This is a genomic window from Streptomyces amakusaensis (genome assembly GCF_039532665.1).
Taxonomy (GTDB): Bacteria; Actinomycetota; Actinomycetes; order Streptomycetales; family Streptomycetaceae; genus Streptomyces; species Streptomyces amakusaensis.
This window is the reverse complement of the sequence record NZ_BAAASB010000016.1, coordinates 1-26,161: the sequence shown is the minus strand read 5'-3', so window position 1 is coordinate 26,161 and position 26,161 is coordinate 1. Positions and strand designations below refer to the sequence as shown.

The window sequence follows — 26,161 nt, the reverse complement described above, 5'->3', positions numbered from 1 at the left end:
CCTCCCGCGCCCCCGGTCGCCCACCATGACCGCATGAGCCGCCACCATCACCACCACGACCACGACCACGACCACGACCACGCCGCCACCCAGCCGGACTGGGACGCCATGGGCCCGCTCCTGGAGAGCAAGGCCGAGGTCGAGAGCCCCCTCTACCGCCAGGCCGCCGCATGGCTCGGCGAACTGACCCCGCCCGCCGGCGTCTGCCGTGTCCTCGACGTCGGCAGCGGCCCCGGAGTCCTCACCACCCTGCTCGCCGAGGCCTTCCCCGAGGCCGAGACGGTCGCCGTCGACCCCACCCCCCAACTGCTGGAGCGCGCCAGGGCCCGCGCCGAGCGGGCCGGCTTCGCCGACCGCTTCCAGGCGCTGCGCGCACAGCTCCCCGGCGACCTCTCCGGACTGGGCAGCGCGGATCTCGTCTGGGCGGGCAACATGGTCCACCACGTCGGCGACCAGCGCACCGCCCTCGCCGACCTCGGCGCGCTGCTGCGCCCCGGCGGGGTGCTCGCCGTGGTCGAGGGCGGTCTGCCCACCCGCAGGCTCCCCCGCGACCTCGGCTTCGGACGCCCCGGTCTGGAGGCACGGGTGGACGCCGCCCACTCCGAGTGGTTCGCCGCGATGCGGGCCGATCTGCCGGGCGTGAAGGACGTGGTCGAGGACTGGCCCGCACTGCTCGCCGCCGCCGGCCTCACCCCGAGCGGCTCCCGCACCTTCCTCCTCGACATTCCCGCGCCCGCGCCCGCGCCGGTCCGGGAACAGCATGTCGCCTTCTTCGAGCGGCTCCGGGAGGCCCCCGGGGGAGTGCTCGCGGACGAGGACCTCGCCGTGATCGACCGGCTGCTCGACCCGGACGACCCCGAGGGGCTGCTGAACCGCTCCGACACCTTCCTGCTCACCGCGCACACCGTCCACACCGCCCGCCGCTGACCCCCAGGTCACCCGGCTCTCAGTCGCAGGGCTCCAGCCGCCACTGCTGGGCGGGGGAGTCGGTGTCCTCCCACTGCCGCACCCGGGCCCCTTCCTCCGTGCTGCCGTCGGCGACCTCCAGCAGGAGGCCGCTGACGAAGCTGACCACGGAGAAGGTGCCGGGCGCGTCGACATGGCCCTCGATGATCCACTCCTGCGCGCCGAAGTTGTTCGGCCGCCACTGCTGGATCCGCGCGCCGTTCTCGGTGGACGCCCCGGTGACGTCGAGGCGCTTGCCGCTGGCCGCGTTGACGAAGTGGTAGAGCCCGCTGCCGTTCGGCACGGGTTCGATCCGCCACCGCTGGGCGTCCGTGCCGCTCTCCCGGCCCTGCTGGACGACGGCTCCGCTGCCCCGGGCCCCGGCGTACACCTCCAGAAGCAGCCCGCTGCCCACATTGCGCACCAGATGCCGGCCCGGCCGGAATGCCCCGCTCAAAATCCCCGTACTCCTCGCTCGGTCCCGTGAACCCGTCTGAACTCGTCGCCGCATGATCGTACGAGAGGTCCGGGCCGGGCGTTCGCGCCCGGTCAGCGCCGGACGTGGACGGTGAAGGGGGCGGAGGCCAGGCCGCCGCCGATGATCCGCAGGGTGTTGCGGCCCTGGAGGCCGAGGCGGACCCGCATCCGGTAGGTCGACTCCTGGGTGATGCTCATGGCGGCGGGCAGGGTCACCCACCGTCTGCCCTGCCGCTGCTGGAGCGCCACCCGGGTGCCGGGCCGCAGATCGTCGGCGCTTCCGTGCACCCGGAACTGCTCCCAGGCACGCACCCCGCTCGCGGTGGCCCGGGCGGTGAGGGCCTCTCCGCCGCCCCCGCCGGTCCCCGGCCGGGCCGCCGGCGGCCTCGCCGGGCCCGGGGCGGCCGGGTCGACGACGGCCATGGCCATGCCCACGGTCCCCACCAGCAGGGCGGCGGCGCTGAGGGCGGTGACGGTGGTCCGGGTGCGGCGCTCCATGGGACTGCCTCCAGCGAGTGGGGAACCTGGAGCGCCAAGTTAGGCATACCGTACGTAAATATGATGAGACGCGCGCATGGGGGTGACAGGAATGCCACGCCCGGCCGTACCCGCCCGTCGCGACACGCGGCGAGCGGGCACGGAGGCCCTCGGGCGCGGAGCTGTCGGGCGTGTGTGCGCCGCCCGGCTCAGACGACGTCGAAGGTCGCCGGGTCCGGCCCCAGCCGCTTGCCCTCGTCCAGCGCGGTCAGCGCGGCCAGATCGTCGGCGTCCAGCTCCCATCCGAAGACGTCCAGGTTCTCGCGGATGCGGGAGGGCGTCACCGACTTGGGAATCACCACATTGCCGAGTTGGAGATGCCAGCGCAGCACCACCTGCGCCGGGGTCCGCCCGTGCTTCCGGGCGACCGCGATGACCGTCGGCACCTCCAGCAGCCCCTTCCCCTGGCCCAGCGGCGACCAGGCCTCGGTCGCGATGCCGTGCTCCGCGTGGAAGGCGCGCACCGCGGGCTGCTGGAGCTGGGGATGGAGTTCGATCTGATTGACCGCGGGGACCACCGAGGTCTCGGCGAGCAGCCGCTCCAGATGCTCCGGCAGGAAGTTCGACACACCGATGGCCCTGGCCCGGCCGTCCGAGAGGATCTTCTCCAGCGCCCGGTAGGTGTCGACGTAGGAGTCCTTCGACGGCAGCGGCCAGTGGATCAGATACAGATCGACCCGGTCGAGGCCCAGCCTGCCGAGGGAATCGTCGAAGGCCCGCAGTGTCGTGTCGTACCCCTGGGAGTCGTTCCACACCTTGGTGGTGACGAAGAGATCCTCGCGCGGCAGCCCGGATTCGGCGATCGCCCGGCCGGTGCCGGCCTCGTTCCCGTAGACGGCCGCGGTGTCGATGCTGCGGTAGCCCGCTTCCAGGGCCGTGCCGACCACCCGCGCGGCCTCGTCGTCGGGCACCTGCCACACGCCGAAGCCCAGCTGCGGCATCGCCGCACCGTTGTTGAGGGTGATGGAGGGAACCTTGCTCACGAGAGGCGGTCCTTACGTCGTCGGTCAGTCCGTCGGTCAGTCCGTCGGTCAGTCCGTCGGTCAGTCCGTCGGTCAGTCCGTCGGTCAGTCCGTCGGTCAGTCATCCCATGGTCAACGATCAGCGCCGAACGGGCATTCCCGGCCACCGGATCCGGCCGCTCCCGAAGAGCAGCCGGACGCCGGGCCGGGCTCCCGCTCCACTGTCAGCCTGACCTCGAACGACGTACCGCCGGACGCGTCCGGGGCACCCGGCGCCGGAGTCAGCCCGAAGGTCACGTCCATGCCGGAGATCCGCCATCCGTCGGCGTCCGGGGTGCTCGCCAGCGACCGCCGCGCGCTCTCGGACGCCTGCATGATGGCCTCCTCCACCCCCGCCGCCCGCGCCCCGCCGCTCCGGGCGACCCCCTCGCCGTCGCTGCTGACGGTCTCGACCCTGACCACGGTCATCGTGCGAATTCCCCCTCAAGGAGCGGACGTACGGCGGCGCTGATCCGCTGCCACCCTAGGGCCTGTCCGCCCGGTGGTACGAGAGTTCCGCGGTTCCGCCGGACGGGTGCGGCCGGGCCCCTGACGCATACCCCTCAGTGGTACAGCGCGTCGACCTCCGCCGCGTACACCTCCTCGATCGCCCGCCGTCTCAGCTTCAGCGAGGGGGTGAGCAGACCCTCCTCCTCGCTGAAGGGGAACGCCAGAATCCTGAACGTACGGATCGACTCGGCCTGCGAGACCAGGGTGTTGGCCGCCACCACCGCCCGGCGGATCTCCGCCTCCAGGCTCGCGTCCCGCACCAGCTCGGCGGGGGGCAGCGGCGGACGGTGCCGCACCGACAGCCAGTGCGCCACGGCCTCCTGGTCGAGGGTGATCAGCGCCGCCACGAACGGCCGGTCGTCGCCGACCACGAGGCACTGGGAGATCAGGGGATGGGAACGCACCCGGGCCTCCAGGGCCAGCGGCGAGAGGCTCTTGCCGCTGGAGGTCACCAGGATCTCCTTCTTCCGCCCGGTGATGGTCAGATAGCCGTCCTCGTCCAGCGAGCCCAGATCCCCGGTCGCCAGCCAGCCGTCGCGCAGCACCGCCCCGGTGGCCCCCGGGTCGCCCAGGTACCCGGAGAAGACATGACCGCCGTGCAGCCACACCTCGCCGTCCTCGGCCACATGCACCGTCGTGCCCGGGATGGGCCGGCCCACCGTGCCGAACCGGGGGCGCTCCGGCGGATTGGCCGTCGCCGCCGCCGTCGACTCGGTGAGCCCGTACCCCTCGAAGACGGTCACCCCCGCCCCCTCGAAGAACAGCCCCAGCCGCCGGTCCATCCCCGACCCGCCGGACATCGCGTACCGCACCCGGCCGCCCAGCGACTCGCGCAGCTTCGCGTACACCGCCTTGTCGAAGAACTGATGCCGCACCCTGAGCGCCGCCGACGGCCCGGGGCCCAGCCCGAACGCCCGGTGCTCCCTGGCCTCCGCGTGCCGCACCGCCACCTCGACCGCCCGGTCGAAGGGGCCCGCCCGCCCCTCGGTCTCGGCCCGGCGGCGGGCCGCGTCGAAGATCCGCTCGAAGATGTAGGGAACGCCGAGGAAGAACGTCGGCCGGAACGCCGCCATGTCCGGCAGCAGCACATTCGCCCGCAGCACCGGCTGATGGCCGAATTTGACCCGGCTCCGCACCGCCGCCACCTCCACCATCCGGCCGAAGACATGCGCCAGCGGCAGAAAGAGCAGGGTGGCGGGCTCGTCCCCGGGCCGGGCGCGGAACACCGAGGCCCAGCGCCCGGCGACGGTGTCGGTCTCGAACATCAGATTGGCGTGGGTGATCACACAGCCCCTGGGGCGGCCGGTGGTCCCCGAGGTGTAGATCACGGTGGCCGTCGAGTCCGGGGTGACCGCCCGCCGGTGCCGGTGGACGATCTCGTCGTCGAGGTGCGCGCCCGACGCGACGAGCTGGGCGACCGCGCCCGCGTCCAGCTGCCACAGCCGCTTCAGCAGCGGCAGCCGGCCGATCACCGAGCCGACGGTCATGGCGTGGTCCTCGTGCTCCACGACACAGGCGGAGACCCCGGCGTCGTACAGCGTCCAGAAGACCTGCTCGGCCGAGGCCGTCGGATAGACGGGGACCGACTGCGCGCCGACCGTCCAGATCGCGAAGTCGAACAGCGTCCACTCGTACCGCGTCCGGCACATCAGCGCGACCCGGTCCCCGAACCGGACCCCGCTCGCGAGCAGCCCCCGGGCCAGCGCGAGCACCTCGTCCCGGAACTGCGCGGAGCTCATGTCGCGCCAGTGGCCCGCCGAGTCCTTGCGCCCCAGCGCGACCCGGTCCGGGTCCCGCTCCGCGTGTTCGAAGACCGCGTCGGCCAGTCCGCCGACCAGGGGCGCGGCGTCCAGGGGAGGGACGGTGAACTCGCGCAAGGGCCTGCTCCTCGTGGTGCTCAGCTCAGCGCCGCGACGCTATCCCACCCCGGTGCGCGGGCCCGGGCGCCGCCCGTACGCCGGGGACCGGGGCGTCCGGGGGCGTCATCACAGGTCAGGCACGGGACTGTGGTCCCGGGGCGAGGGGGGCGGCGGAGTTCTGACGACGGATCAGACAAGTCGGGACGAAATCTCCACGGAATCGCCACTCTGCGCTCACCGTCGCTTTACCTTCCCCCGGGGATTTGGTCCGGACCTTTCCGGAAAACCCTGATACCGCCACCGTCCCGCCTCCCCGGCTCCTCCGGATCGGCGGCGCATCAGATACGGACACTTGTGCGAGGCGCTCTGTGCTCGGGCCGCCGGGACTGAGACGATCATCCGGTGACCTCGTATGCGATAAGCCCCCTCCGCGCCCGCCCCTGCACCCTCGTCGTCTGCCGGGGCTGCTGCTGCGGCAGCGCTGCCAAGCACCCCGGCACCGACCACGAGGGCCAGCTGGTCCGGCTGCGCGAGGCCGCCGCCGCCTCCGGGGGGCGCATCGAGATCCGTACGAGCGAGTGCCTCGGCCCCTGCGGACAGGCCAATGTGATCGTCGTCCAGCCCTCCACCGAGGGCCGCCGCCGCGGCGCCCGCGCCACCTGGATCGGCTGGGCGCTCGACGACGACGCCCTCGGCGAGGTCGTCGCCTGGGCGGAGGCCGGCGGCCCCGGGCTCGCCGAACCGCCCGCCGCGCTCACCCTCCAGACCATCCCGGCCCCGACCCCCGCCAAGACCAAGGCCAAGACAGGAACCAAGGCCGGCGCCAAGGGCAGGGGCAGACGCCGCTGAGGCGTGACCGGCGGTTCGGACCCTCAGGCCCTGCCGCCGTCGCCGCCGTCCAGGACCACCCGCTCCTCACCCGCGTACACATTCATCTGCGTCCCCCGCAGAAAACCGATCAGCGTCAGACCGCTCTCCGCCGCCAGATCCACCGCCAGCGACGACGGCGCGGACACCGCCGCCAGCACCGGCACCCCCGCCATCACCGCCTTCTGCGCCAGCTCGAACGACGCCCGCCCGGAGACCAGCAGAATCGCCCGCGACAGCGGCAGCCCACCGCCGCGCAGCGCCCGCCCGACCAGCTTGTCGACGGCGTTGTGCCGGCCCACGTCCTCCTGCACGTCCAGCAGCTCCCCCTCTTCGGAGAAGAGCCCGGCCGCGTGCAGCCCCCCGGTCCGCTCGAAGACCCGCTGCGCCGCCCGCAGCCGGTCCGGCAGCGCCGACAGCAGCGCCGGCGCGATCCGCAGCGGGGGAGCGTCGGCGATCGCGAAACGCGCGGTGGTGCGCACCGCGTCGAGGCTCGCCTTGCCGCACAGCCCGCACGACGAGGTGGTGTACACATGGCGCTCCAGACCGATGTCCGGCACCGCCACCCCGGGCGCGAGCGTCACATTCACCACGTTGTAGGTGTTCACCCCCTCCGCGGTCGCCCCCGCGCAGTACGCGATCGTCCGTATGTCGTCCGCCGCCGCGACCACGCCCTCGCTCACCAGGAAACCGGCCGCCAGCGCGAAATCGTCGCCCGGGGTGCGCATGGTGATCGCGAGCGCTTTGCCGTTCAGCCGGATCTCCAGCGGCTCCTCCGCCACCAGGGTGTCGGGGCGCGACGAGACCACCCCGTCGCGGACGCGGATGGTGCGGCGGCGCTCGGTGAGCCGTCCCATGATGATCAGTCCCGATTCTTCGCTGAGGTTCTTCGCCGTGGTCTTCGCCGAGGTGCTTTCGACCGCCCCATTCTCACCGACGGCGGCCCCCCGGGGCCGGGGCGGGCACGGCACGGGTACCGTCACCCTTCGGGAAGCTCCAAATTCATGGGCCCCAATCCTGTGGGATCACCTGCCGTCGTACCGGTTGGTAGCAGCGAAGACTGGGGCATTCCACTGCCCGCACGGAGGGGATCCGACATGACCGGTTCACGTATCACCGCCCTCGGGCACTACCAGCCCGCCGGCGTGCTCACCAATGAGCACCTCGCCGGCCTGGTCGACACCAGCGACGAGTGGATCCGCAGCAGGGTGGGCATCGAGACCCGCCACCGCGCCGCGGACGACGAGCCGGTCGACGAGCTGGCCGCGCACGCCGCGGCCAAGGCGCTCGCCTCCGCCGGACTCGGCCCCCAGGACATCGGCATGGTCCTGGTCGCCACCTCCACCGCGATCGACCGCTCCCCGAACACGGCGGCGCGCGTCGCCGCCCGGCTGGGCATGGAGTCCCCGGCGGTGATGGACGTGAACGTCGTCTGCGCCGGATTCACCCACGCCCTCGCCACCGCCGACCACACGGTCCGCGCCGGCGCCGCCGAGCGGGTCCTGGTCATCGGCGCGGACAAGATGACCGCCGTGACCGACTGGACCGACCGCACCACCTGCGTCCTGGTCGGCGACGGCGCGGGCGCGGCCGTGGTCGAGGCCGTGCCGGACGGCGAACGGCCCGGCATCGGCCCGGTGCTGTGGGGCTCGGTCCCCTCGATGGGCCACGCCGTACGGATCGAGGGCACCCCGCCCGTCTTCGCCCAGGAGGGCCAGGCCGTCTACCGCTGGGCCACCACCCAGCTGCCGCCCATCGCCCGCAAGGTCTGCGAACGCGGCGGCGTACGCCCCGACGAGCTGGCCGCCGTCGTCCTGCACCAGGCGAATCTCCGGATCATCGAACCGGTGGCACAGAAGATCGGCGCGGTGAACGCGATCATCGCCCGCGACGTCGTCGAGTCCGGCAACACCTCGGCCGCCTCCATCCCGCTGGCGCTCGCCAAGCTCGCCGAACGCGGCGAGATCTCCTCCGGCGACCCGGTCCTCCTCTTCGGCTTCGGCGGCAACCTCTCCTACGCGGGCCAGATCATCCGCTGCCCGTGAGCCGTCCGCCGTCCACCCCGTCCCCAGAGGCACACTGGCAGGCATGACGGCTGTGACGAGTGCGGGACTCCTGCTGTTCCGCGGCCGGGGCACACACCTCCAGGTGCTCATCGGCCACATGGGCGGCCCCTTCTGGCAGGACCGCGACGAGGGAGCCTGGTCCGCGCCGAAGGGGCAGTACACCCCCGACGAGGAACCGCGCGCGGCGGCCCGCCGCGAGTTCCAGGAAGAACTGGGACTCCCCCCGCCCGACGGGCCCTGGCTCCCCCTCGGAGAGTCACGACAGCCCGGCGGCAAGATCGTCACCCTCTGGGCGCTCGCCGGCGACCTCGACACCGACCTGGTGGTACCCGGCACCTTCACCATGGAATGGCCCCCGCACTCCGGCCGCACCCGGGAATTCCCCGAGATCGACCGGGCCCAGTGGTGCGGCCTCGACGAGGCCCGCCGCAAGCTGGTGAAGGGACAGCACATCTTCCTCGACCGGCTGGCCGCCCTCCCCGAGACCGCACCCCACTGACCGCCCAGCCCTTTGTCCCGGGTGTGGAAGAAGTCGCACCAGAACTCCGCGCAAGTTCTTCCCACCCGGTGAAAGCGCTGCTACGTTCCCCTCGAAGCCGCAGCACCGACAGCCGCATCGGGTTCCCCGCGCCGAAGCCCGGGGGATGGGAGGGGCAGTTGAGACGGATGACCGCTCGACCCGCGAACGCGCACCAGGCCAGGCTGCTCCGGCTGCTGCGCGACCAGGGACCCAACTCCCGCGCCCAGCTCGGCGATCTGATCGACCTCTCCCGGTCCAAACTCGCCGTCGAGGTCGACCGGCTCCTCGACACCGGTCTCGTCGTCGCCGACGGCCTCGCCGCCTCACGCGGCGGCCGCCGCTCCCACAACATCCGGCTCGCCCCCGGACTGCGCCTCCTCGGCGTCGACATAGGGGCCACCTCCATAGACGTCGCCGTCACCAACGCGGAACTGGAAGTACTCGGCCACCTCAACCACCCCATGGACGTCCGCGAAGGCCCCGTCGCGGTCTTCGAACAAGCCCTCTCCATGGCCGCCAAACTCAAAGCCACCGGACTCGCCGAAGGATTCGACGGCGCGGGCATAGGAGTCCCCGGACCGGTCCGCTTCCCCGAAGGCGTCCCGGTCGCCCCGCCGATCATGCCCGGCTGGGACGGCTTCCCCGTACGCGAGGCCCTCAGCCAGGACCTCGGCTGCCCCGTCATGGTCGACAACGACGTGAACCTCATGGCGATGGGGGAGCAGCACGCCGGCGTCGCCCGCTCCGTCGCCGACTACCTCTGCGTCAAAATAGGCACCGGCATAGGCTGCGGCATCGTCGTCGGCGGAGAGGTCTACCGGGGTACGACGGGCAGCGCCGGCGACATCGGCCACATCCAGGTCGACCCCGGCGGACGCCCCTGCGCCTGCGGCAACCGGGGCTGCCTGGAAGCCCACTTCAGCGGGGCCGCGCTCGCCCGCGACGCCGAGGACGCCGCCCGCTCCGGCCGCTCCCCGGAACTCGCCGAACGCCTCGCCGCCACCGGAACACTCACCGCCGTCGACGTCGCCGCCGCGGCCGCCGCCGGCGACACCACCTCGCTCCGGCTCATACGCGAGGGCGGCAACCGCGTCGGCCAGGTCATCGCCGGCCTCGTCAGCTTCTTCAACCCCGGCCTGGTGGTGATAGGCGGCGGCGTCACCGGCGTCGGACACACCCTCCTCGCCAGCATACGAACCCAGGTCTACCGCCAGTCCCTCCCCCTCGCGACCGGCAACCTCCCCATCGTCCTCGGCGAACTCGGCCCCCTCGCCGGCGTCACCGGCGCCGCCCGCCTCATCACCGACCACCTCTTCTCCCCCGCCTGACCGGTCAACCCCAGCCCCGGCGAACCCTGGGGGTCCGTCAATTCCAGCCCGTCGGAGGGTCCCTCCCAGGCGAAGCCCTGGGGGAGATTGAGGACGGACCTCGCACTCGGAGAACCCGCACCATCAGGCTCCCGCCCCCGCCCCCCGGAGGCACCCATGCCCCCACCCACCCCCCTCCTCACCATGTCCGCCATCACCAAATCCTTCCCCGGCGTCCGCGCCCTCGACGGCGTCGACCTCGAAGTCCGCACGGGCGAGGTCCACTGCCTCCTCGGACAGAACGGCGCCGGCAAATCCACCCTCATCAAAGTCCTCGCCGGAGCCCACCGCCCCGACAGCGGCACCATCACCTGGCACGGCGAACGGATCGCCCTCACCTCGCCCATCGCCGCCATGCGCCTCGGCATCGCCACCATCTACCAGGAACTCGACCTCGTCGAAGGGCTCTCCGCCGCCGACAACATCCACCTCGGCCACGAACCCACCACCGCCGGATTCCTCGTACGCCGCAAAGACGCCCGCGCCGCGACCACCCGCCTCCTGGCCCGCCTCGGCCACCCCGAGATCGACCCGGCGCGCCTCGTCGGCGAACTCCCCGCCGCCCAGCGGCAGATCGTCTCCATGGCCCGCGCCCTCTCCCACGACGTACGCCTCATCGTCATGGACGAACCCTCCGCCGCCCTCGACCCCGACGAAGTCGACAACCTCTTCCGCATCGTCGGCGACCTCACCGCCGAAGGCGTCGCCGTCATCCACATCTCCCACCGCCTCGAAGAGATCCGCCGCATCGGCGACCGCGTCACCGTCCTCAAGGACGGCCGCGCCGTGGCCGGCGGACTCCCCGCCAAGACCACCCCCACCCGCGACATCGTCGCCCTGATGACCGGCCGCGACACCGAGTACGCCTTCCCGCGACGCCCCCCTCCGACCGGCGCCGGCCCCCCGCCGCCGCCCGTCCTCCGCGTCGAAGGACTCGCCCGAGCCGGCGAATTCACCGCCCTCGACCTCGAACTCCGCCCCGGCGAGATCGTCGGCATCGCCGGACTCGTCGGCTCCGGACGCTCCGAGATCCTGGAGACGATCTACGGAGCCCGCCGCCCCACCGCCGGACGCGTCCTCGTCGACGGCACCCCGCTGCGCCCCGGCAGCGTACGCTCCGCCGTACGCGCCGGAATCGGACTCGCCCCCGAGGAACGCAAGGCCCAGGGGCTGCTGCTCATCGAGACCGTCACCCGCAATGTCTCCCTCGCCGCACTGCCCCGCCTCTCCCGCGCCGGCTGGGTCGACCGCGCCGCCGAACGCGCCGCCGCAGAGCGCGCCACCAGGGAGATCTCCCTGCGCCCCGACAACCCCGACGCCCCGGTCCGCACCCTGTCCGGCGGCAACCAGCAGAAGGCCGTACTCGCCCGCTGGCTGCTGCGCGGCTGCAAGGCACTGCTGCTGGACGAACCCACCCGCGGTGTCGACGTCGGAGCGCGCGCCGAGCTGTACGCGGTGATCCGCGCGCTGGCCGACGAGGGCCTCGCCGTACTCCTGGTCTCCAGCGAGGTGCCCGAGGTGCTCGGCCTCGCCGACCGGGTCCTCGTCCTGCGCGAGGGGACCGTCGTGCACACCGCCGACGCCCGCGACCTGGACGAGCACCGCGTACTCGATCTCGTGATGGAAGGGAGCCCGGCGGCATGACGCAGCCGGCCACACCGGCCCGGCGGGACGACCCCGCCGGCCCCCCGAAGACACCGCAGCCCCGGCGCGGCGACCCCCGCCCCGCGCCGGTGGCGCGCGCCGACATCCGCACCCTCTCGCTCCTCGGCGTACTCGCCGCCCTGATCGTCGTCGGCGGCCTCACCCGCCCCGAGGAGTTCCTCGCCACCAGCAACCTTCAGCTCGTCCTCACCCAGGCGTCCGTCATCGGCGTCGTCACCGTCGGCATGACCTTCGTCATCACCAGCGGCGGCATCGATCTGTCGGTCGGCGCGATCGTGGCGCTCTCCTCGGTGTGGGCGACCACCGTCGCCACCCAGGAGTACGGATTCACCGGCATCCTCTTCACCGCCGTCGCCGTGGGCGTCGGCTGCGGACTGGTCAACGGAGTGCTGATCGCCTACGGGGGCATGGTGCCGTTCATCGCGACCATCGCGATGCTCGCCTCCGCCCGGGGACTCGCCCTTCAGATCACCGACGGCAAGACCCAGATCGTCACCGTGGACTCCGTGCTCGACCTCGGCGTCAAGGACGCCAACATCCTCGGCGTCCCGCCGCTGGTCCTCGTCTTCGCGGTCGTCGTCGCCCTCGGCCTGCTGCTGCTCAACCGCACCACCTTCGGCCGCCGCACCCTCGCCGTCGGCGGCAACCCGGAAGCCGCCCGGCTCGCCGGCATCGACGTCCGCCGCCAGCGCCTGTACCTCTATCTGCTCTCCGGACTCTGCTGCGGCATCGCCGCCTTCATGCTGATCGTGCTCTCCGGCTCCGGCCAGAACACCAACGGCAACCTCTACGAGCTGGACGCCATCGCCGCGGCCATCATCGGCGGCACCCTGCTCAGCGGCGGCCGGGGCACCATCACCGGCTCCCTCCTCGGCGTCCTGATCTTCACCACGATCACCAACATCTTCGCCCTCAACAACCTGGAGAGCGCCGTCCAGCAGATCGCCAAGGGCGCGATCATCGTCGCCGCCGTCCTGGTCCAGCACCGCACCCTGCGCGAGGGCCGCACCTGACCCGGCCCACCGCCCCGTCCGCACGAACCCACCCCCTGGAAACCCCTCCGAAGGGCCGGTCCCGCCATGCCACAGAGCCCCGTACCCAGCCGCAGAGGCATCCTCCTCGGCACCGCCGCCGTCTCGGCGGGCGCCGTCCTCACCGCCTGTACCAGCAATGAACCCGCCGGGAAGAAGCCCGCGAACAGCCCCGCGAACGACCCCGCGCCCGCCGCGGACGACCGGCCGGGCAAAGCCGTCACCATCGGCTTCGCCGGACCCCAGGCCGACCACGGCTGGCTCAACGCCATCAACGACAACGCCCGCGCCCGCGCGAAGAAATACTCCGACGTCACCCTGGAGATCACCGAGGGCTCCAACGACACCGCCGCCCAGATCGGTCAGATCCAGACACTGATCAACAAAAAGGTCGACGTCCTCGTCATCCTCCCCGCCGACGGCAAAGCCCTCACCCAGGTCGGCCTCCAGGCCATGAGAGCCGGCATCCCCGTCATCAACCTCGACCGCGTCTTCGCCTCCCCCCAGGCCTACCGCTGCTGGATCGGCGGCGACAACTACGGCATGGGCCTCAACGCCGGCCGCTACATCGGCGAACACCTCAAGAACAAGACCGGCGCCAAAGTCATCGAACTCGCCGGAGTCGACAGCCTCGAACTCACCAGACAGCGCACCAAAGGCTTCGACGACGCCCTCAAGAACTACCCCAACATCACCAAAGTCGCCCGCCAGGCCGCCGACTTCACCGTCGAGTCCGGACAGGCGAAGACCGCCCAGCTCCTCCAGGCCCAGAGCGACTTCGACGCCTTCTGGAACCACGACGACGACCAGGGAGTCGGCGCACTGCGCGCCATCGCCCAAGCCGGCCGCGACGGCTTCCTGATGGTCGGCGGCGCCGGCGCGAAATCCGCCATGGACGCCATCAAGGCCGACGACAGCGTCCTCAAGGCCACCGTGCTCTACCCGCCGACGATGTCCGCCTCCGCCATCGACATCGCCCGCGCCGTCGCCCAGGGCAAAGGCGTCGGCGGCCTGGCCGAACTGGAGATCCCCGCCACCATCACCCTCTACTCCGCCGTCGTCACCAAGGACAACGTCGACCAGTACCTCCCCACCGGCTTCAGCTGACCGGACCGACCGGACCGGACCGGACCGACCGGCGACCGCGCCACCACCGCGCAGACCCACGAGGAGGAACCCCTACAGATGGACCGTACGGAACAGAGCGACAGCGAGGCCGGGCCACCGCCGGCACTCGGCGTCGGCATGGTCGGACACGCGTTCATGGGAGCCGCCCACTCACAGGGCTGGCGCACCGCCGCCCGCGTCTTCGACCTGCCCCTGCGGCCCGTGCTCGCCGCGATCGCGGGCCGCGACCGCACCGCCGTCCACGCCGCCGCCGCCCGGCACGGCTGGGCCGCAGCCGAGACCGACTGGCGCGCCCTCGTCGCCCGCGACGATGTCCAGCTCGTCGACATCTGCGCCCCCGGCGACCTCCACGCCGAGATCGCCGTCGCCGCCCTCGAAGCCGGCAAACACGTCCTGTGCGAGAAACCCCTCGCCAACACCGTCGCCGAAGCCGAAACCATGTCCGCCGCCGCCGACCGCGCCCGGACCCGCGGCCAAGTCGCCATGACCGGCTTCAACTACCGCCGGGTCCCCGCCGTCGCCCACGCCCGCCGGCTCATCGCCGAAGGCCGCCTCGGCACCCTGCGCCACCTCCGCTTCAGCTACCTCCAGGACTGGCTGGTCGACCCCGCCGCCCCCCTCACCTGGCGACTGCTGCGACAACACGCGGGCTCCGGCGCGCTCGGAGACCTCGGGGCCCACATCGTCGACCTCGCCCAGCACCTCTCCGGCGAACTCCTCACCGGAGTGAGCGCACTCACCGAGACCTTCGTCCGCGAACGCCCCCTGCCCCACGACTCCACCGCCGCCGGGGGATACGGAACCGTCACCGTCGACGACGCGGCCCTCTTCAACGGACGGCTCGCCTCCGGCGCACTCGCCTCCTTCGAAGCCACCCGCATGGCAACAGGCCGAAAGAACGCCCTCCGCTTCGAGATCAACGGCGAACGCGGCTCACTCGCCTTCGACCTGGAACGCCTCAACGAACTCTCCTTCCACGACCACACCGAACCCGCCGCCTCCGCCGGCTTCCGCCGCATCCTCGTCACCGAACCCGACCACCCCTACCTACGGGCCTGGTGGCCGCCCGGCCACGCCCTCGGCTACGAACACACCTTCACCCACCAGGCCCGCGACCTGATCGAAGCCATCGCCCACGGCACCCGGCCCGAACCCTCCTTCGCCGACGGACTCCAGGTCCAGCGCGTCCTCGCCGCCGTCGAGGAGAGCGCCCGGAAGAACTCCGTCCACACCCCCGTACCCACACAATCCGCACCCGCGCAGCCCGTGCCCGCAGAGCCCGTGCCCGCAGAGCCCACACCCGTACAGCCCGTGCCCGTACAGCCGTGAACCGGAACGAGGGAGGCCGAGCACCATGCCACGACCCTTCACACTCTTCACCGGCCAATGGGCCGACCTGCCCCTGGAAGAGGTGTGCCGACTCGCCCGCGACTTCGGCTACGACGGCCTCGAACTCGCCTGCTGGGGAGACCACTTCGAAGTCGACCGCGCACTCGCCGACCCCGCCTACCTCCCCGGCCGGCACGCCCTCCTGGAGAAGTACGGACTGAACTGCTGGGCCGTCTCCAACCACCTCGTCGGCCAGGCCGTCTGCGACAACCCCATCGACGAACGCCACCGCGGCATCCTGCCCGCCAGGATCTGGGGCGACGGCGAACCCGAAGGCGTACGCCGACGAGCCGCCGCCGAACTCCGGGACACCGCACGCGCCGCCGCCGCCTTCGGCGTCGACACCGTCATCGGATTCACCGGCTCCGCCATCTGGCACCTCGTCGCCATGTTCCCGCCCGTACCCCCCACCATGATCGACCGAGGCTACGAGGACTTCGCCGAACGCTGGCACCCCATCCTCGACACCTTCGACGCCGAAGGAGTCCGCTTCGCCCACGAGGTCCACCCCGGCGAGATCGCCTACGACTACTGGACCACCCGGCGCGCCCTCACCGCCCTCGGCGACCGCCCCGCCTTCGGCCTCAACTTCGACCCCAGCCACTTCGTCTGGCAGGACATCGACCCCGTCGGCTTCCTCTACGACTTCCGCGACCGCATCTACCACGTCGACTGCAAAGAAGCCCGCAGACGACTCGACGGACGCAACGGCCGGCTCGGCTCCCACCTCCCCTGGGGAGACCCCCGGCGCGGCTGGGACTTCGTCTCCGCAGGACACGGCGACGTCCCCTGGGAAGACGTATTCCGGATGCTGCGCTCCATCGACTACCAAGGGCCCGTCTCCGTGGAATGGGAGGACGCCGGAATGGACCGGCTCACCGGCGCGCCCCAGGCACTCGCCCATCTGCGGCAGTTCGACTTCGACCCCCCGGCCGCAGCCTTCGACGCCGCCTTCGGCTCCGGCGACTGACACCCCGGCACCCCTCACCACAGGCCCTCACCACAGGCCTCACCGCAGGTCCGGACCGGACGGCCGGCCCCGCCGCCGGACGCTCCGCCACGCCCCGCCCCGGCTTTGTCCTGTCGCGGGAGAAAGGCCGACTTAGGCACCACGCAAGGGCTATCCGATCCGTACCTACGCGTCTACCGTCCCAGATGTGTACAGCACCTAGGTCGTGCCCGGTGTGACGGCGCACTCCGGTTCCACGGCAGCCCGCCCGCCCGACCGGTCCATTCCGGAGGATCACGTGCACGCGAACCCGCACAGGAACCCCCCAGCCCGAAGGACACGACCACGACCACGGCCGCAGTACCGGCCACTGCCACGAGCGCGCCGGACCCTCGCACTCGTCACCGGCCTCCTGCTCGCCGCCTCCACCCTCGCCCTCGGCGCGCCCCAGGCCGCCGCCGACCCCGCCCCGGACCCGGCAGCCGAACAATTCCAGCAGGTCACCCTGGCCAAGGGCGCGGCCGAGACCGGCGAGCCCATATCGCTGGCCGTCCTCCCCGACCGCAGCGTGCTGCACACCTCCCGCAACGGCGAACTGCGGCTCACCGACAGCGCGGGCACCACCCGCCTCGCCGGCACCGTCCCCGTCTACACCCACGACGAAGAAGGCCTCCAGGGCATCGGCCTCGACCCCGGGTTCAGCCAGAACCGCTTCATCTACCTGTACTACGCGCCACCCCTGGCCACCCCGGCAGGCGACGCCCCCACCACCGGCACCGCCGCCGACTTCGCCCGCTTCGACGGCGTCAACCGGCTCTCCCGCTTCGTCCTCAAGCCCGACGGCACCCTCGACAACGCCAGCGAGAAGAAGATCCTCGACGTCCCCGCGACCCGGGGCATCTGCTGTCACGTCGGCGGGGACATCGACTTCGACGCACAGGGCAACCTCTATCTGTCGACCGGCGACGACTCCAACCCCTTCGCCTCCGACGGATACACCCCCATCGACGAACGGCCCGGCCGCAACCCCGCCTACGACGCCCGCCGCACCTCCGCCAACACCGACGACCTGCGCGGCAAAATACTCCGCATCAAGGTCGCCGCCGACGGCTCCTACACCGTCCCCACCGGCAACCTCTTCGCGCCCGGCACCGCCAGGACCCGCCCCGAGATCTACGCGATGGGCTTCCGCAACCCCTTCCGCTTCAGCGTCGACCAGAAGACCGGCCACCTCTACGTCGGCGACTACGGCCCCGACGCCGCCGCCGCCGACCCGGCACGCGGCCCGGCCGGAAAAGTCGGCTTCGTACGCGTCACCGGCCCCGGGAACTTCGGCTGGCCCCTCTGCAACGTCGCCGGCGAGCCCTACGTCGACTACGACTTCGCCACCAAGACCCCCGGAGCCGCCTTCAACTGCGCGGCCCCCAAGAACGACTCCCCCCACAACACCGGACTCGTCGATCTGCCCGCCGCGCAGAAAGCGTGGATCGTCTACGACGGCGGCTCACTGCCCGCCTTCGGCAGCGGCTCCGAATCCCCCATGGGCGGACCCGTCTACCGCTACGACCCCGCCAACCCCTCCCTGGTCAAATTCCCCGAGGCCTACGACGGCGACTACTTCGCCGGAGAATTCGGCCGCCGCTGGATCAAACGCATCGAACAGGGCCCCGACGGCGCCGTCAGCACCATCAACGCCTTCCCCTGGACCGGCACCCAGGTCATGGACATGGCCTTCGGCCCCGACGGCGCGCTCTATGTACTCGACTACGGCACCGCCTGGTTCGGCGGCGACCACAACTCCGCGCTCTACCGCATCGAGAACGCCACCGGCGGACGCTCGCCCGTCGCCGAGGCCACCGCGAACAGAACCTCCGGAAAAGCACCGCTGAGCGTGGCCCTCTCCTCCGCCGGCACCACCGACGCCGACGGCGACACCCTCACCCACCACTGGGACTTCGGCGACGGCACCACCTCCACCGAAGCCAACCCCACCCACGTCTACCGCACCAACGGCACCTACACCGCCACCCTCACCGCCAAAGACCCCAGCGGCCGCACCGGCTCCGCCGGCGTCCGCGTCGTCGTCGGCAACACCGCCCCCAAAGTCACCCTGCAACTCCCCGAAGACGGATCCCTCTTCAGCTTCGGCGACGAGATCCCCTTCAAGGTCAAGGCCACCGACGCAGAGGACGGCACCGTCGACTGCGCCAAAATCAAAGTCAGCTACATCCTCGGCCACGACAGCCACGGCCACCCCATCACCTCCGCCAACGGATGCACCGGCACCATCAAAACCTCGTCCGACGGCGGACACGACCCCAACGCCAACATCTTCGGCGTCTTCGACGCCGAATACACCGACGGCGGAGGCGGCGGCCAGGCCCCCCTCACCACCCACGACCAGGTACAGCTCCAGCCCCGCCACCGCCAGGCCGAGCACTACACCGGATCGGCCGGCGTCCGCACCTACAACAAAGCCACCGCCAACGGCGGCAAAACCGTCGGCGACATCCACAACGACGACTGGATCTCCTTCAAGCCCTACAACCTGACCGGATCCACCAAACTCACCGCCCGGATCTCCTCCAACGGAGCCGGCGGCTTCCTCGAAGTCCGCACCGGATCCCCCGGCGGCACCATCCTCGGATCCAGCGCCGTCCCCGTCACCGGCGGCTGGGAGACCTTCCAGGACATCGACATCGCCCTGAGATCCGTCCCCAAGAAGACCACCGAACTCTTCCTCGTCTTCAAGGGCGGCAGCGGAGCCCTCTACGACCTCGACGACTTCATCCTCTCCAACAGCCCCCGCGACCGGACCGCCAAACGCGTCCTCGTCTTCTCCAAAACCGCCGGCTACCGCCACGACTCCATCCCCACCGGCATCACCGCACTCAAAGAACTCGGCAGAACCAGCAACATCACCGTCGACTCCACCGAGACCGCAGGCCAGTTCACCACCAGCAACCTCGCCCGCTACGACGCCGTCGTCTTCCTCTCCACCACCGGAAACGTCCTCAACGCCGCCCAGCAACAAGCCTTCGAGAACTACATCACCACCGGCGGCGCCTACCTCGGCGTCCACGCCGCCGCCGACACCGAGTACGACTGGCCCTTCTACGGCGAACTCGTCGGCGCGTACTTCAGCTCCCACCCCCGGATCCAGCCCGCCACCGTCCGCGTCGAAGACCACAGCCACCCCGCCACCCAGCACCTCGGCCAGGAATGGCAGCGCACCGACGAGTGGTACAACTACGCCGCCAACCCCCGCGACCGCACCCGAGTCCTCGCCACCCTCGACGAAACCACCTACGAGGGCGGCACCATGAACGGCGACCACCCCATCGCCTGGTGCCAGACCTACCAGGGCGGCCGCTCCTTCTACACCGGCGGCGGACACACCAAGACCTCCTACGCCGAACCCGACTTCCGCCAACACCTCCTCGGCGCACTGCGCTACGCCTCCGGACAGGTCACGGCCGACTGCCGGCCCAAGACCGGCGAACGCCCCCTCTTCAACGGCAAGACCCTCAACGGCTGGAAGCAGGCCGGCCCCGGGAAATTCACCGTCGCCAACGCCGAACTGCGCACCGAGGACGGCATGGGAATGCTCTGGTACCAGGCCAGAGAACTCCACGCCTACACCCTCGAACTGGACTGGAAGATCACCGGCGACTCCAACTCCGGAGTCTTCATCGGCTTCCCCGCCTCCGACGACCCCTGGTCCGCCGTCAACCACGGCTACGAGATCCAGATCGACGCCACCGACACACCCGACCGCACCACCGGCTCCGTCTACGGCTTCAAATCCGCCGACCTCAGAGCCCGCGACCGGGTACTGCGACCCCCTGGCCAGTGGAACACCTACGAGATCAAGGTCCGAGGCGAGAACGTCCAGGTCTTCCTGAACGGCTCCAAGATCAACAGCTTCACCAACACCGACCCCGAACGCAGCCTCACCGACGGACACATCGGCCTCCAGAACCACGGACCGGACGACCAGGTCTCCTTCCGCGACATCACCCTCAAGGAACTCCCCGGCTGACCCACCCCACCGACCGCGGCGGGCGGGGAGACGCCGTACCCCCGCCCGCCGCCCCACCCCTTCGGAAACACCGGCCAGAAAGGCGAGCGGTACGTGCCGAACGAGAGAACGCACACCGGAGTCTGGCTCATCGGAGCACGCGGCTCCGTCGCCACCACCACCATCGCCGGATGCGCGGCACTCACCGCCGGACTGCACCCGCCCACCGGCCTCCTCACCGAAACCCCACCCTTCGCCGACGCCCGCCTCCCCGCCCTCGACTCCCTCGTCTTCGGCGGCCACGACACCACCGACTGCCCCCTGCCCAAACGCGCCGAAGCCCTCACCGCCGCCGGCGCACTGCCCCACGGACTCACCACCGCCATCCACACCGAACTCACCGCGGCCGACCGGGCCATCCGCCCCGGCGGCCCCCAACCCGGCGACACCCGCACCGACGAACAACTCATCCGGCGATTCACCGCCGACATCACCGACTTCCGCGAACACCACGCCCTCACCCGCGTCGTCGTCATCAACCTCGCCTCCACCGAACCAGCGCCCCCACCCGGCACCACCCGCCTCACCCCCAGCTCCCTCTACGCCGCCGCAGCCCTCCGCACCGGCTCCCCCTACATCAACTTCACCCCCTCCACCGGACTCCGCACCCCCGCCCTCGCCGACACCGCCACAGCACCCGGCGCACCACCCCACGCGGGCCGCGACGGCAAAACCGGACAGACCCTGCTCCGCTCCGTACTCGCCCCCATGCTCACGCAGCGCGCCCTCACCGTCCGCGCCTGGTCCGGCACCAACCTGCTCGGCGGCGGAGACGGCGCCGCCCTCGCCGACCCGGCCGCCGCGGCCGCCAAGAACAAGGGCAAGGAACGCGTCCTCACCGACACCCTCGGCCACACCCCCGAGGGGGACGTCCACATCGACGAGGTCCCCGCCCTCGGCGAATGGAAGACCGCCTGGGACCACATCGCCTTCGACGGCTTCCTCGGCTCCCGCACGATCCTCCAGACCATCTGGCAGGGCTGCGACTCCGCGCTCGCCGCCCCCCTCGTCCTCGACCTCGCCCGGCTGGCCGCCCGCGCCCACGAAGCCGGACTCACCGGCCCCCTGCCCCAGCTCGGCTTCTACTTCAAGGACCCCGACGGCGGCCCCGCCTCCCTCCACGAACAGTTCACCGAACTCCTCGCCCTCGCCCGACGCCTGGGGGAGACCCGATGACCCTCCTCGGCCGCATCGCCCGCCCCCGCCCCCCGGCCACCCGCCTCCGCACCGCACTCCGCCGCCTCACCACCCCCGGCCCCCGGCACCCACCCGCGCCCGCCCACTCCCCGGCCGCCGCCGCACCCGACCCGGACCGGCGCACCCCACGAGACCGGGCGCGAGCCTGGGCCGAACTCCTCCGCGTCTCCGCACTCGCCACCGTCCCCGGCGACACCCTCACCGGCGCGGCCACCCTCGGCATCCGCCCGAACCGAGGCACCGCACTCGCGCTCGGAGCCTCCCTCTGCCTCTACGAGGCGGGCATGGCCCTCAACGACTGGGCCGACCGCGAGGAAGACACCAGAGACCGCCCCCACCGGCCCATCCCCTCAGGACGCGTCACCCCCACCGCCGCCCTCACCGCGGCCACCGTCCTCACCACCACAGGCCTCACCCTCGCCGCCCGAGCCGGCCGCCCCGCACTGACCGTCGCCACCACCCTCGCCGCCACCGTCTGGGCCTACGACCTCCACCTCAAACACACCCCCGCCGGCCCCGCGGCGATGGGCGCGGCAAGAGCACTCGACCTCCTCCTCGGAGCCACCGCCACCGCCACGCCCACCACGCGCCCGCACCGGAAGCCGCCGCCCGCGGCCGCCCTCCGCACCGCGCTGCCCGCCGCCCTCACCCTCGCCGCCCACACCTGCTCCGTCACCGCCGTCTCACGACACGAAGCACACGGCGGCTCCACCACCGCCCCCCTCACCGCCCTCGCCGCCGCCCTCACCCTCGCCGCCCTCACCGCCACCGGCCCCCCCTCACCCCCCGGACGACTCCTGCGCACCACCCTCGCCACCCACTACGCACAGACCGCCGCCACCCCCTACCTCCACGCCGCACTCAACCCCTCCCCGCGCCTCACCCAGCACGCCGTCGGCAGCGGCATCCGCGCCCTCATCCCCCTCCAATCCGCCCTCGCCGCCCACCACCACAGCCCCACCGGCACCCTCACCGCCCTCACCCTCATGACCCTCGCCCCCCTCGCCCGCGGACTCGCCCGGAGGATCACCCCCACATGAGGCCCGCCCCCACCCACCCGCACCCCCTCCGCTACGGCTACGGCACCAACGGGCTCACCGACCTACGCCTCGACGACGCCCTCGCCCTCCTCGCCGACCTCGGCTACGACGGCGTCGGACTCACCCTCGACCACATGCACCTCGACCCCCTCGCCCCCGACCTCCCCGCCCGCACCCGGCACACCGCCACCCGGCTCGGCGAACTCGGCCTCCACGTCACCATCGAAACCGGAGCCCGCTACATCCTGGACCCCCGCCACAAACACGGCCCCTCCCTCCTCGACCCCGACCTCGACGCCCGCGCCACCCGCACCAACCTCCTCATCACCGCCCTCCGCATCGCCACCGACCTCGGAGCACACGCCGTCCACTGCTTCAGCGGCACCACCCCCCACCACACCGACCCCGCCACCGCCTGGAAACGCCTGGCGGAATCCCTCACCCCAGCACTCCACGCCGCACACACCGCCGGAATCCCCCTCGCCATCGAACCCGAACCCGGCCACCTCCTCGCCACCCTCGACGACTTCCACCATCTGCGCGGACTCCTCGGCGACCCCGAACCCCTCGGACTCACCCTCGACATCGGCCACTGCCAATGCCTCGAAGACCAGCCCCCCGCCGACTGCGTCCGCACCGCAGCCCCCTGGCTCCGCCACGTCCAGATCGAGGACATGCGCCGAGGCATCCACGAACACCTCCCCCTCGGCGACGGCGACATCGACTTCCCACCCGTACTCCACGCCCTCACCGACATCGGCTACCAGGGCCTCACCGTCGTAGAACTGCCCCGCCACTCCCACGCGGGCCCCGAACTCGCCCGCACCTCCCTCGACTTCCTCCGGACCCAGGAAGCGACCGCGTGCTGACCCCCCGCACCGAACTCGACACCCGCCTCGACGCCACCGCCCGCACCTGGCTCGACCACGCCCTCACCGAAGCCACCACCCGCCAACCCGCCTGGGAGACCCGATTCGCCACCGCCGGCCGCCACTGCGGCCGACACAACGCCGACCCCGTACGCGCCCTCCTCCTCACCGCGGCCAGACCCGACCCACCCACCCTCACCCGCCTCTACCACCACGGCAGCGCCGCCGAACGCCGAGCCCTGCTCCTCGCCCTCCCTCACCTGGACAGCCTCACCCCGCCCACCGCCGCACTCCCACTCGTCGAAGACGCCCTGCGCACCCACGACACCCGACTCATCGCCGCAGCCCTCGGCCCCTACGCCGCCCAACACCTCGACGCCCACTCCTGGCGGCACGCGATCCTCAAATGCCTCTTCACCGGCGTCCCCCTCGACACCGTCGCCGACCTGGAACGCCGAGCCCGAGGCGACCGCGAACTCGCCCGCATGCTCACCGACTACACCGCCGAACGCACCGCCGCAGGCCGCACCACACCCCCCGACCTGACCCGCGTACAGACCCTCACCGGCGAGCCGCCCAAGGAGACCTGATGCGCATCTTCGACCCGCACATCCACATGACCTCCCGCACCACGGACGACTACCGGGCGATGCACACGGCAGGCATCCGCGCCCTCGTCGAACCCGCCTTCTGGCTGGGCCAGCCCCGCACCTCACCCGCCAGCTTCCACGACTACTTCGACGCACTCCTCGGCTGGGAACCCTTCCGCGCCGCCCAATACGGCATCGCCCACCACTGCGCCATCGCCCTCAACCCCAAAGAGGCCAACGACCCCCGCTGCACACCCGTACTCGAAGAACTGCCCCGCTACCTCGTCAAAGACTCCGTCGTCGCCGTCGGCGAAATCGGCTACGACTCCATGACCCCCGCCGAGGACACCGCACTCGCCGCCCAACTCCAGCTCGCCGCCGAACACGGCCTGCCCGCCCTCGTACACACCCCGCACCGCGACAAGCTCGCCGGACTCCACCGCACCCTCGACGTCATCCGGGAATCAGACCTCCCCCCGGAGCGAGTCCTCCTCGACCACCTCAATGAAACAACCGTAGAACACGCCACTGACAGCGGCTGCTGGCTCGGCTTCTCCATCTACCCCGACACCAAGATGGACGAAGACCGCATGGTCACCCTCCTCCGAACCCACGGAACCGAGAGAATCCTCGTCAACTCGGCCGCCGACTGGGGCAAGAGCGACCCCCTCGCCACCCGCAAAGTCGGCGACGCCATGCTCACCGCCGGATTCACCGACGACGACGTCGACCAAGTCCTCTGGCGCAACCCCGTCACCTTCTACGGACTCAGCGGACGCCTCCAGCTCGACACCACCCCACCCCCACCCCTCCACCAGGGAAACTCCATCCTCCGCGGCGGGGAATGAGAGGCCACCCCCATGCGCTTCCGCCACCCCGACGGCACCACCGTCCACCTCGCCTACAGCACCAACGTCCACCCCGCCGAAACCCTCGACGGAGTCCTCGCCCAACTCCGCGACCACTGCGAACCCGTACGCAGACGACTCGGCCGCGACCGACTCGGCATCGGCCTCTGGCTCGCCAAAGCCGCCGCCGGCACCCTGATCGCCGACCCCTCCGCACAACGCGCACTACGCGCCGAACTCGACCGCCGAGGACTCGAAGTCGTCACCCTCAACGGCTTCCCCTACGAAGGATTCGGCACAGGCCACGTCAAACACCGCGTCTACCGACCCGACTGGACCGAACCCGAACGCCTCTCCCACACCACCGACCTCGCCCGACTACTCGCCGCACTCCTGCCCGACGACATCACCGAAGGCACCATCTCCACCCTCCCGCTCGCCTGGCGCACCCACTTCGACACCGCGGCCGCCACCACCGCCCGAACAGCCCTCACCACCCTCGCCCAACGACTGGACGCCCTGGCGGAACTCACCGGAAAATCCATCCGCGTCGGACTCGAACCCGAACCAGGCTGCGCCGTCGAAACCACCGCCGACGCCATCGAACCCCTCACCGCGATCGGATCCCCCCGAATCGGCGTCTGCGTCGACACCTGCCACCTCGCCACCTCCTTCGAAGACCCCGCCACCGCACTCACCCGACTCACCAACGCCGGCATCACCATCCCCAAAGCACAGCTGTCCGCCGCCCTCCACGCCGAAGAACCCCACCTCCCCGACGTACGCACCGCCCTCGCCGCCTTCGCCGAACCCCGCTTCCTCCACCAGACCCGCACCCGCACCGCCGCCGGCCTGCGCGGAACCGACGACCTCCACGAAGCCCTCAACCAGGAAGCCCTGCCCGACGGCGCACCCTGGCGCGCCCACTTCCACGTCCCCCTCCACGCCCCGCCCGCCCCACCCCTCACCTCCACCCTCCCCGTCCTCCAGGACACCCTGACCCGGCTCGTCGGCCAAGCCGCACCACTGGTCCGCCACCTCGAAGTCGAGACCTACACCTGGCAGGCCCTCCCCACCGCGCTGCGCCCCCGCAACCGCGCCCAGCTCGCGGACGGCATCGCCGCGGAACTCGCCCTCGCCCGAGACCTCCTGACCGGCCTCGGACTCAAGGAGCTCCCATGACCACCCCCGGGGGCCTCCCCCCTCCCCCCTCCCCACCCACCCC

The 26,161-nt window shown here is 71.6% G+C and carries 23 protein-coding genes; 17 read left to right on the top strand and 6 right to left on the bottom strand.

From position 1 onward, the window contains the following. The first annotated feature begins 33 nt into the window (after window positions 1-33). Window positions 34-927, top strand: a complete 894-nt coding sequence (locus ABD371_RS25985) for a class I SAM-dependent methyltransferase (RefSeq protein ID WP_344481360.1) — start codon at window positions 34-36, stop codon at window positions 925-927. 19 nt (window positions 928-946) lie between these two features. On the opposite strand, the gene ABD371_RS25980 is transcribed toward ABD371_RS25985, so the two are convergent. The 5 genes from ABD371_RS25980 to ABD371_RS25960 all read right to left on the bottom strand — a co-directional run bounded on the left by ABD371_RS25980 (window position 947) and on the right by ABD371_RS25960 (window position 5,347). After that, window positions 947-1,402: an RICIN domain-containing protein gene (locus ABD371_RS25980; protein WP_344481358.1), complete on the bottom strand. Its 456-nt coding sequence runs from the start codon at window positions 1,400-1,402 to the stop codon at window positions 947-949. A gap of 92 nt (window positions 1,403-1,494) precedes the next feature. After that, the gene (locus ABD371_RS25975; RefSeq protein ID WP_344481355.1) at window positions 1,495-1,920 is read right to left on the bottom strand and encodes a hypothetical protein; all 426 of its coding nucleotides are present in this window, start codon (window positions 1,918-1,920) and stop codon (window positions 1,495-1,497) included. A 188-nt stretch (window positions 1,921-2,108) separates the two neighbouring features. Beyond that, window positions 2,109-2,942 carry an aldo/keto reductase gene (locus ABD371_RS25970; RefSeq protein ID WP_344481352.1) on the bottom strand — a complete coding sequence of 278 codons (834 nt, stop codon included), beginning with the start codon at window positions 2,940-2,942 and terminating at the stop codon, window positions 2,109-2,111. Between the two features lie 111 nt (window positions 2,943-3,053). Then, window positions 3,054-3,389 (bottom strand): hypothetical protein, encoded by a 336-nt coding sequence (locus tag ABD371_RS25965; RefSeq protein ID WP_344481347.1) that lies wholly within the window; start codon window positions 3,387-3,389, stop codon window positions 3,054-3,056. A gap of 134 nt (window positions 3,390-3,523) precedes the next feature. Beyond that, window positions 3,524-5,347, bottom strand: coding sequence for an AMP-dependent synthetase/ligase (locus ABD371_RS25960; protein ID WP_344481340.1), 1,824 nt, complete (start codon window positions 5,345-5,347; stop codon window positions 3,524-3,526). A gap of 384 nt (window positions 5,348-5,731) precedes the next feature. Here ABD371_RS25960 and ABD371_RS25955 point away from each other — a divergent pair, with 384 nt between their 5' ends. Continuing rightward, window positions 5,732-6,178 carry a (2Fe-2S) ferredoxin domain-containing protein gene (locus ABD371_RS25955; RefSeq protein ID WP_344481332.1) on the top strand — a complete coding sequence of 149 codons (447 nt, stop codon included), beginning with the start codon at window positions 5,732-5,734 and terminating at the stop codon, window positions 6,176-6,178. A gap of 23 nt (window positions 6,179-6,201) precedes the next feature. Here the strand turns inward: ABD371_RS25955 and fdhD are convergent, their stop codons facing one another. After that, window positions 6,202-7,053 (bottom strand): formate dehydrogenase accessory sulfurtransferase FdhD, encoded by an 852-nt coding sequence (gene fdhD / locus ABD371_RS25950; RefSeq protein WP_344481966.1) that lies wholly within the window; start codon window positions 7,051-7,053, stop codon window positions 6,202-6,204. 240 nt (window positions 7,054-7,293) lie between these two features. Between fdhD and ABD371_RS25945 the strand changes: the two genes are divergently transcribed. The 15 genes from ABD371_RS25945 to eboE all read left to right on the top strand — a co-directional run bounded on the left by ABD371_RS25945 (window position 7,294) and on the right by eboE (window position 26,118). Then, a complete protein-coding gene (locus ABD371_RS25945) occupies window positions 7,294-8,241 on the top strand; it encodes a beta-ketoacyl-ACP synthase III (RefSeq protein ID WP_344481325.1) in 948 nt (315 codons plus the stop codon). 43 nt (window positions 8,242-8,284) lie between these two features. Next, window positions 8,285-8,761: an NUDIX hydrolase gene (locus ABD371_RS25940; RefSeq protein ID WP_344481319.1), complete on the top strand. Its 477-nt coding sequence runs from the start codon at window positions 8,285-8,287 to the stop codon at window positions 8,759-8,761. A gap of 167 nt (window positions 8,762-8,928) precedes the next feature. Continuing rightward, window positions 8,929-10,110, top strand: a complete 1,182-nt coding sequence (locus ABD371_RS25935) for an ROK family transcriptional regulator (protein ID WP_344481316.1) — start codon at window positions 8,929-8,931, stop codon at window positions 10,108-10,110. Window positions 10,111-10,266: 156 nt separating this feature from the next. After that, on the top strand, window positions 10,267-11,793 hold the full coding sequence (locus ABD371_RS25930; RefSeq protein ID WP_344481313.1) for a sugar ABC transporter ATP-binding protein: 1,527 nt from the start codon (window positions 10,267-10,269) through the stop codon (window positions 11,791-11,793). Continuing rightward, window positions 11,790-12,827 (top strand): ABC transporter permease, encoded by a 1,038-nt coding sequence (locus ABD371_RS25925; RefSeq protein ID WP_344481308.1) that lies wholly within the window; start codon window positions 11,790-11,792, stop codon window positions 12,825-12,827. Before ABD371_RS25930 ends, ABD371_RS25925 begins: the two co-directional genes overlap by 4 nt. Before the next feature lie 66 nt (window positions 12,828-12,893). Then, window positions 12,894-13,952 carry a substrate-binding domain-containing protein gene (locus ABD371_RS25920; RefSeq protein ID WP_344481305.1) on the top strand — a complete coding sequence of 353 codons (1,059 nt, stop codon included), beginning with the start codon at window positions 12,894-12,896 and terminating at the stop codon, window positions 13,950-13,952. A gap of 78 nt (window positions 13,953-14,030) precedes the next feature. Beyond that, window positions 14,031-15,302, top strand: a complete 1,272-nt coding sequence (locus ABD371_RS25915; protein WP_344481302.1) for a Gfo/Idh/MocA family protein — start codon at window positions 14,031-14,033, stop codon at window positions 15,300-15,302. A gap of 25 nt (window positions 15,303-15,327) precedes the next feature. Beyond that, window positions 15,328-16,332 (top strand): sugar phosphate isomerase/epimerase family protein, encoded by a 1,005-nt coding sequence (locus ABD371_RS25910; RefSeq protein ID WP_344481297.1) that lies wholly within the window; start codon window positions 15,328-15,330, stop codon window positions 16,330-16,332. Window positions 16,333-16,681: 349 nt separating this feature from the next. Beyond that, complete coding sequence (locus tag ABD371_RS25905) at window positions 16,682-20,353, top strand: ThuA domain-containing protein (RefSeq protein WP_344481964.1); 3,672 nt, start codon at window positions 16,682-16,684, stop codon at window positions 20,351-20,353. Window positions 20,354-20,446: 93 nt separating this feature from the next. Continuing rightward, window positions 20,447-21,568: an inositol-3-phosphate synthase gene (locus tag ABD371_RS25900; RefSeq protein WP_344481291.1), complete on the top strand. Its 1,122-nt coding sequence runs from the start codon at window positions 20,447-20,449 to the stop codon at window positions 21,566-21,568. Next, entirely contained in the window at window positions 21,565-22,629 is a 1,065-nt protein-coding gene (locus ABD371_RS25895; RefSeq protein ID WP_344481285.1) for an SCO3242 family prenyltransferase, read from the top strand. The genes ABD371_RS25900 and ABD371_RS25895 overlap by 4 nt, the downstream gene beginning before the upstream one ends. Next, a complete protein-coding gene (locus tag ABD371_RS25890) occupies window positions 22,626-23,498 on the top strand; it encodes a sugar phosphate isomerase/epimerase family protein (protein WP_344481279.1) in 873 nt (290 codons plus the stop codon). The genes ABD371_RS25895 and ABD371_RS25890 overlap by 4 nt, the downstream gene beginning before the upstream one ends. Beyond that, complete coding sequence (locus tag ABD371_RS25885) at window positions 23,492-24,088, top strand: EboA domain-containing protein (RefSeq protein WP_344481276.1); 597 nt, start codon at window positions 23,492-23,494, stop codon at window positions 24,086-24,088. Before ABD371_RS25890 ends, ABD371_RS25885 begins: the two co-directional genes overlap by 7 nt. Continuing rightward, window positions 24,088-24,936 (top strand): TatD family hydrolase, encoded by an 849-nt coding sequence (locus tag ABD371_RS25880; RefSeq protein ID WP_344481273.1) that lies wholly within the window; start codon window positions 24,088-24,090, stop codon window positions 24,934-24,936. The genes ABD371_RS25885 and ABD371_RS25880 overlap by 1 nt, the downstream gene beginning before the upstream one ends. A 12-nt stretch (window positions 24,937-24,948) precedes the next feature. Further along, entirely contained in the window at window positions 24,949-26,118 is a 1,170-nt protein-coding gene (gene eboE, locus ABD371_RS25875; protein ID WP_344481270.1) for a metabolite traffic protein EboE, read from the top strand. Window positions 26,119-26,161 lie beyond the last annotated feature (43 nt).

What these genes read in the sequence shown, in the direction of transcription:
- ABD371_RS25985 (WP_344481360.1), top strand. Translation starts at nt 34, where the DNA reads ATGAGCCGCCACCATCACCACCACGACCACGACCACGACCACGACCAC.
- ABD371_RS25975 (WP_344481355.1), bottom strand. Translation starts at nt 1,920, where the DNA reads ATGGAGCGCCGCACCCGGACCACCGTCACCGCCCTCAGCGCCGCCGCC.
- ABD371_RS25965 (WP_344481347.1), bottom strand. Translation starts at nt 3,389, where the DNA reads ATGACCGTGGTCAGGGTCGAGACCGTCAGCAGCGACGGCGAGGGGGTC.
- fdhD (WP_344481966.1), bottom strand. Translation starts at nt 7,053, where the DNA reads ATGGGACGGCTCACCGAGCGCCGCCGCACCATCCGCGTCCGCGACGGG.
- ABD371_RS25945 (WP_344481325.1), top strand. Translation starts at nt 7,294, where the DNA reads ATGACCGGTTCACGTATCACCGCCCTCGGGCACTACCAGCCCGCCGGC.
- ABD371_RS25940 (WP_344481319.1), top strand. Translation starts at nt 8,285, where the DNA reads ATGACGGCTGTGACGAGTGCGGGACTCCTGCTGTTCCGCGGCCGGGGC.
- ABD371_RS25935 (WP_344481316.1), top strand. Translation starts at nt 8,929, where the DNA reads ATGACCGCTCGACCCGCGAACGCGCACCAGGCCAGGCTGCTCCGGCTG.
- ABD371_RS25930 (WP_344481313.1), top strand. Translation starts at nt 10,267, where the DNA reads ATGCCCCCACCCACCCCCCTCCTCACCATGTCCGCCATCACCAAATCC.
- ABD371_RS25925 (WP_344481308.1), top strand. Translation starts at nt 11,790, where the DNA reads ATGACGCAGCCGGCCACACCGGCCCGGCGGGACGACCCCGCCGGCCCC.
- ABD371_RS25920 (WP_344481305.1), top strand. Translation starts at nt 12,894, where the DNA reads ATGCCACAGAGCCCCGTACCCAGCCGCAGAGGCATCCTCCTCGGCACC.
- ABD371_RS25915 (WP_344481302.1), top strand. Translation starts at nt 14,031, where the DNA reads ATGGACCGTACGGAACAGAGCGACAGCGAGGCCGGGCCACCGCCGGCA.
- ABD371_RS25910 (WP_344481297.1), top strand. Translation starts at nt 15,328, where the DNA reads ATGCCACGACCCTTCACACTCTTCACCGGCCAATGGGCCGACCTGCCC.
- ABD371_RS25895 (WP_344481285.1), top strand. Translation starts at nt 21,565, where the DNA reads ATGACCCTCCTCGGCCGCATCGCCCGCCCCCGCCCCCCGGCCACCCGC.
- ABD371_RS25890 (WP_344481279.1), top strand. Translation starts at nt 22,626, where the DNA reads ATGAGGCCCGCCCCCACCCACCCGCACCCCCTCCGCTACGGCTACGGC.
- ABD371_RS25880 (WP_344481273.1), top strand. Translation starts at nt 24,088, where the DNA reads ATGCGCATCTTCGACCCGCACATCCACATGACCTCCCGCACCACGGAC.
- eboE (WP_344481270.1), top strand. Translation starts at nt 24,949, where the DNA reads ATGCGCTTCCGCCACCCCGACGGCACCACCGTCCACCTCGCCTACAGC.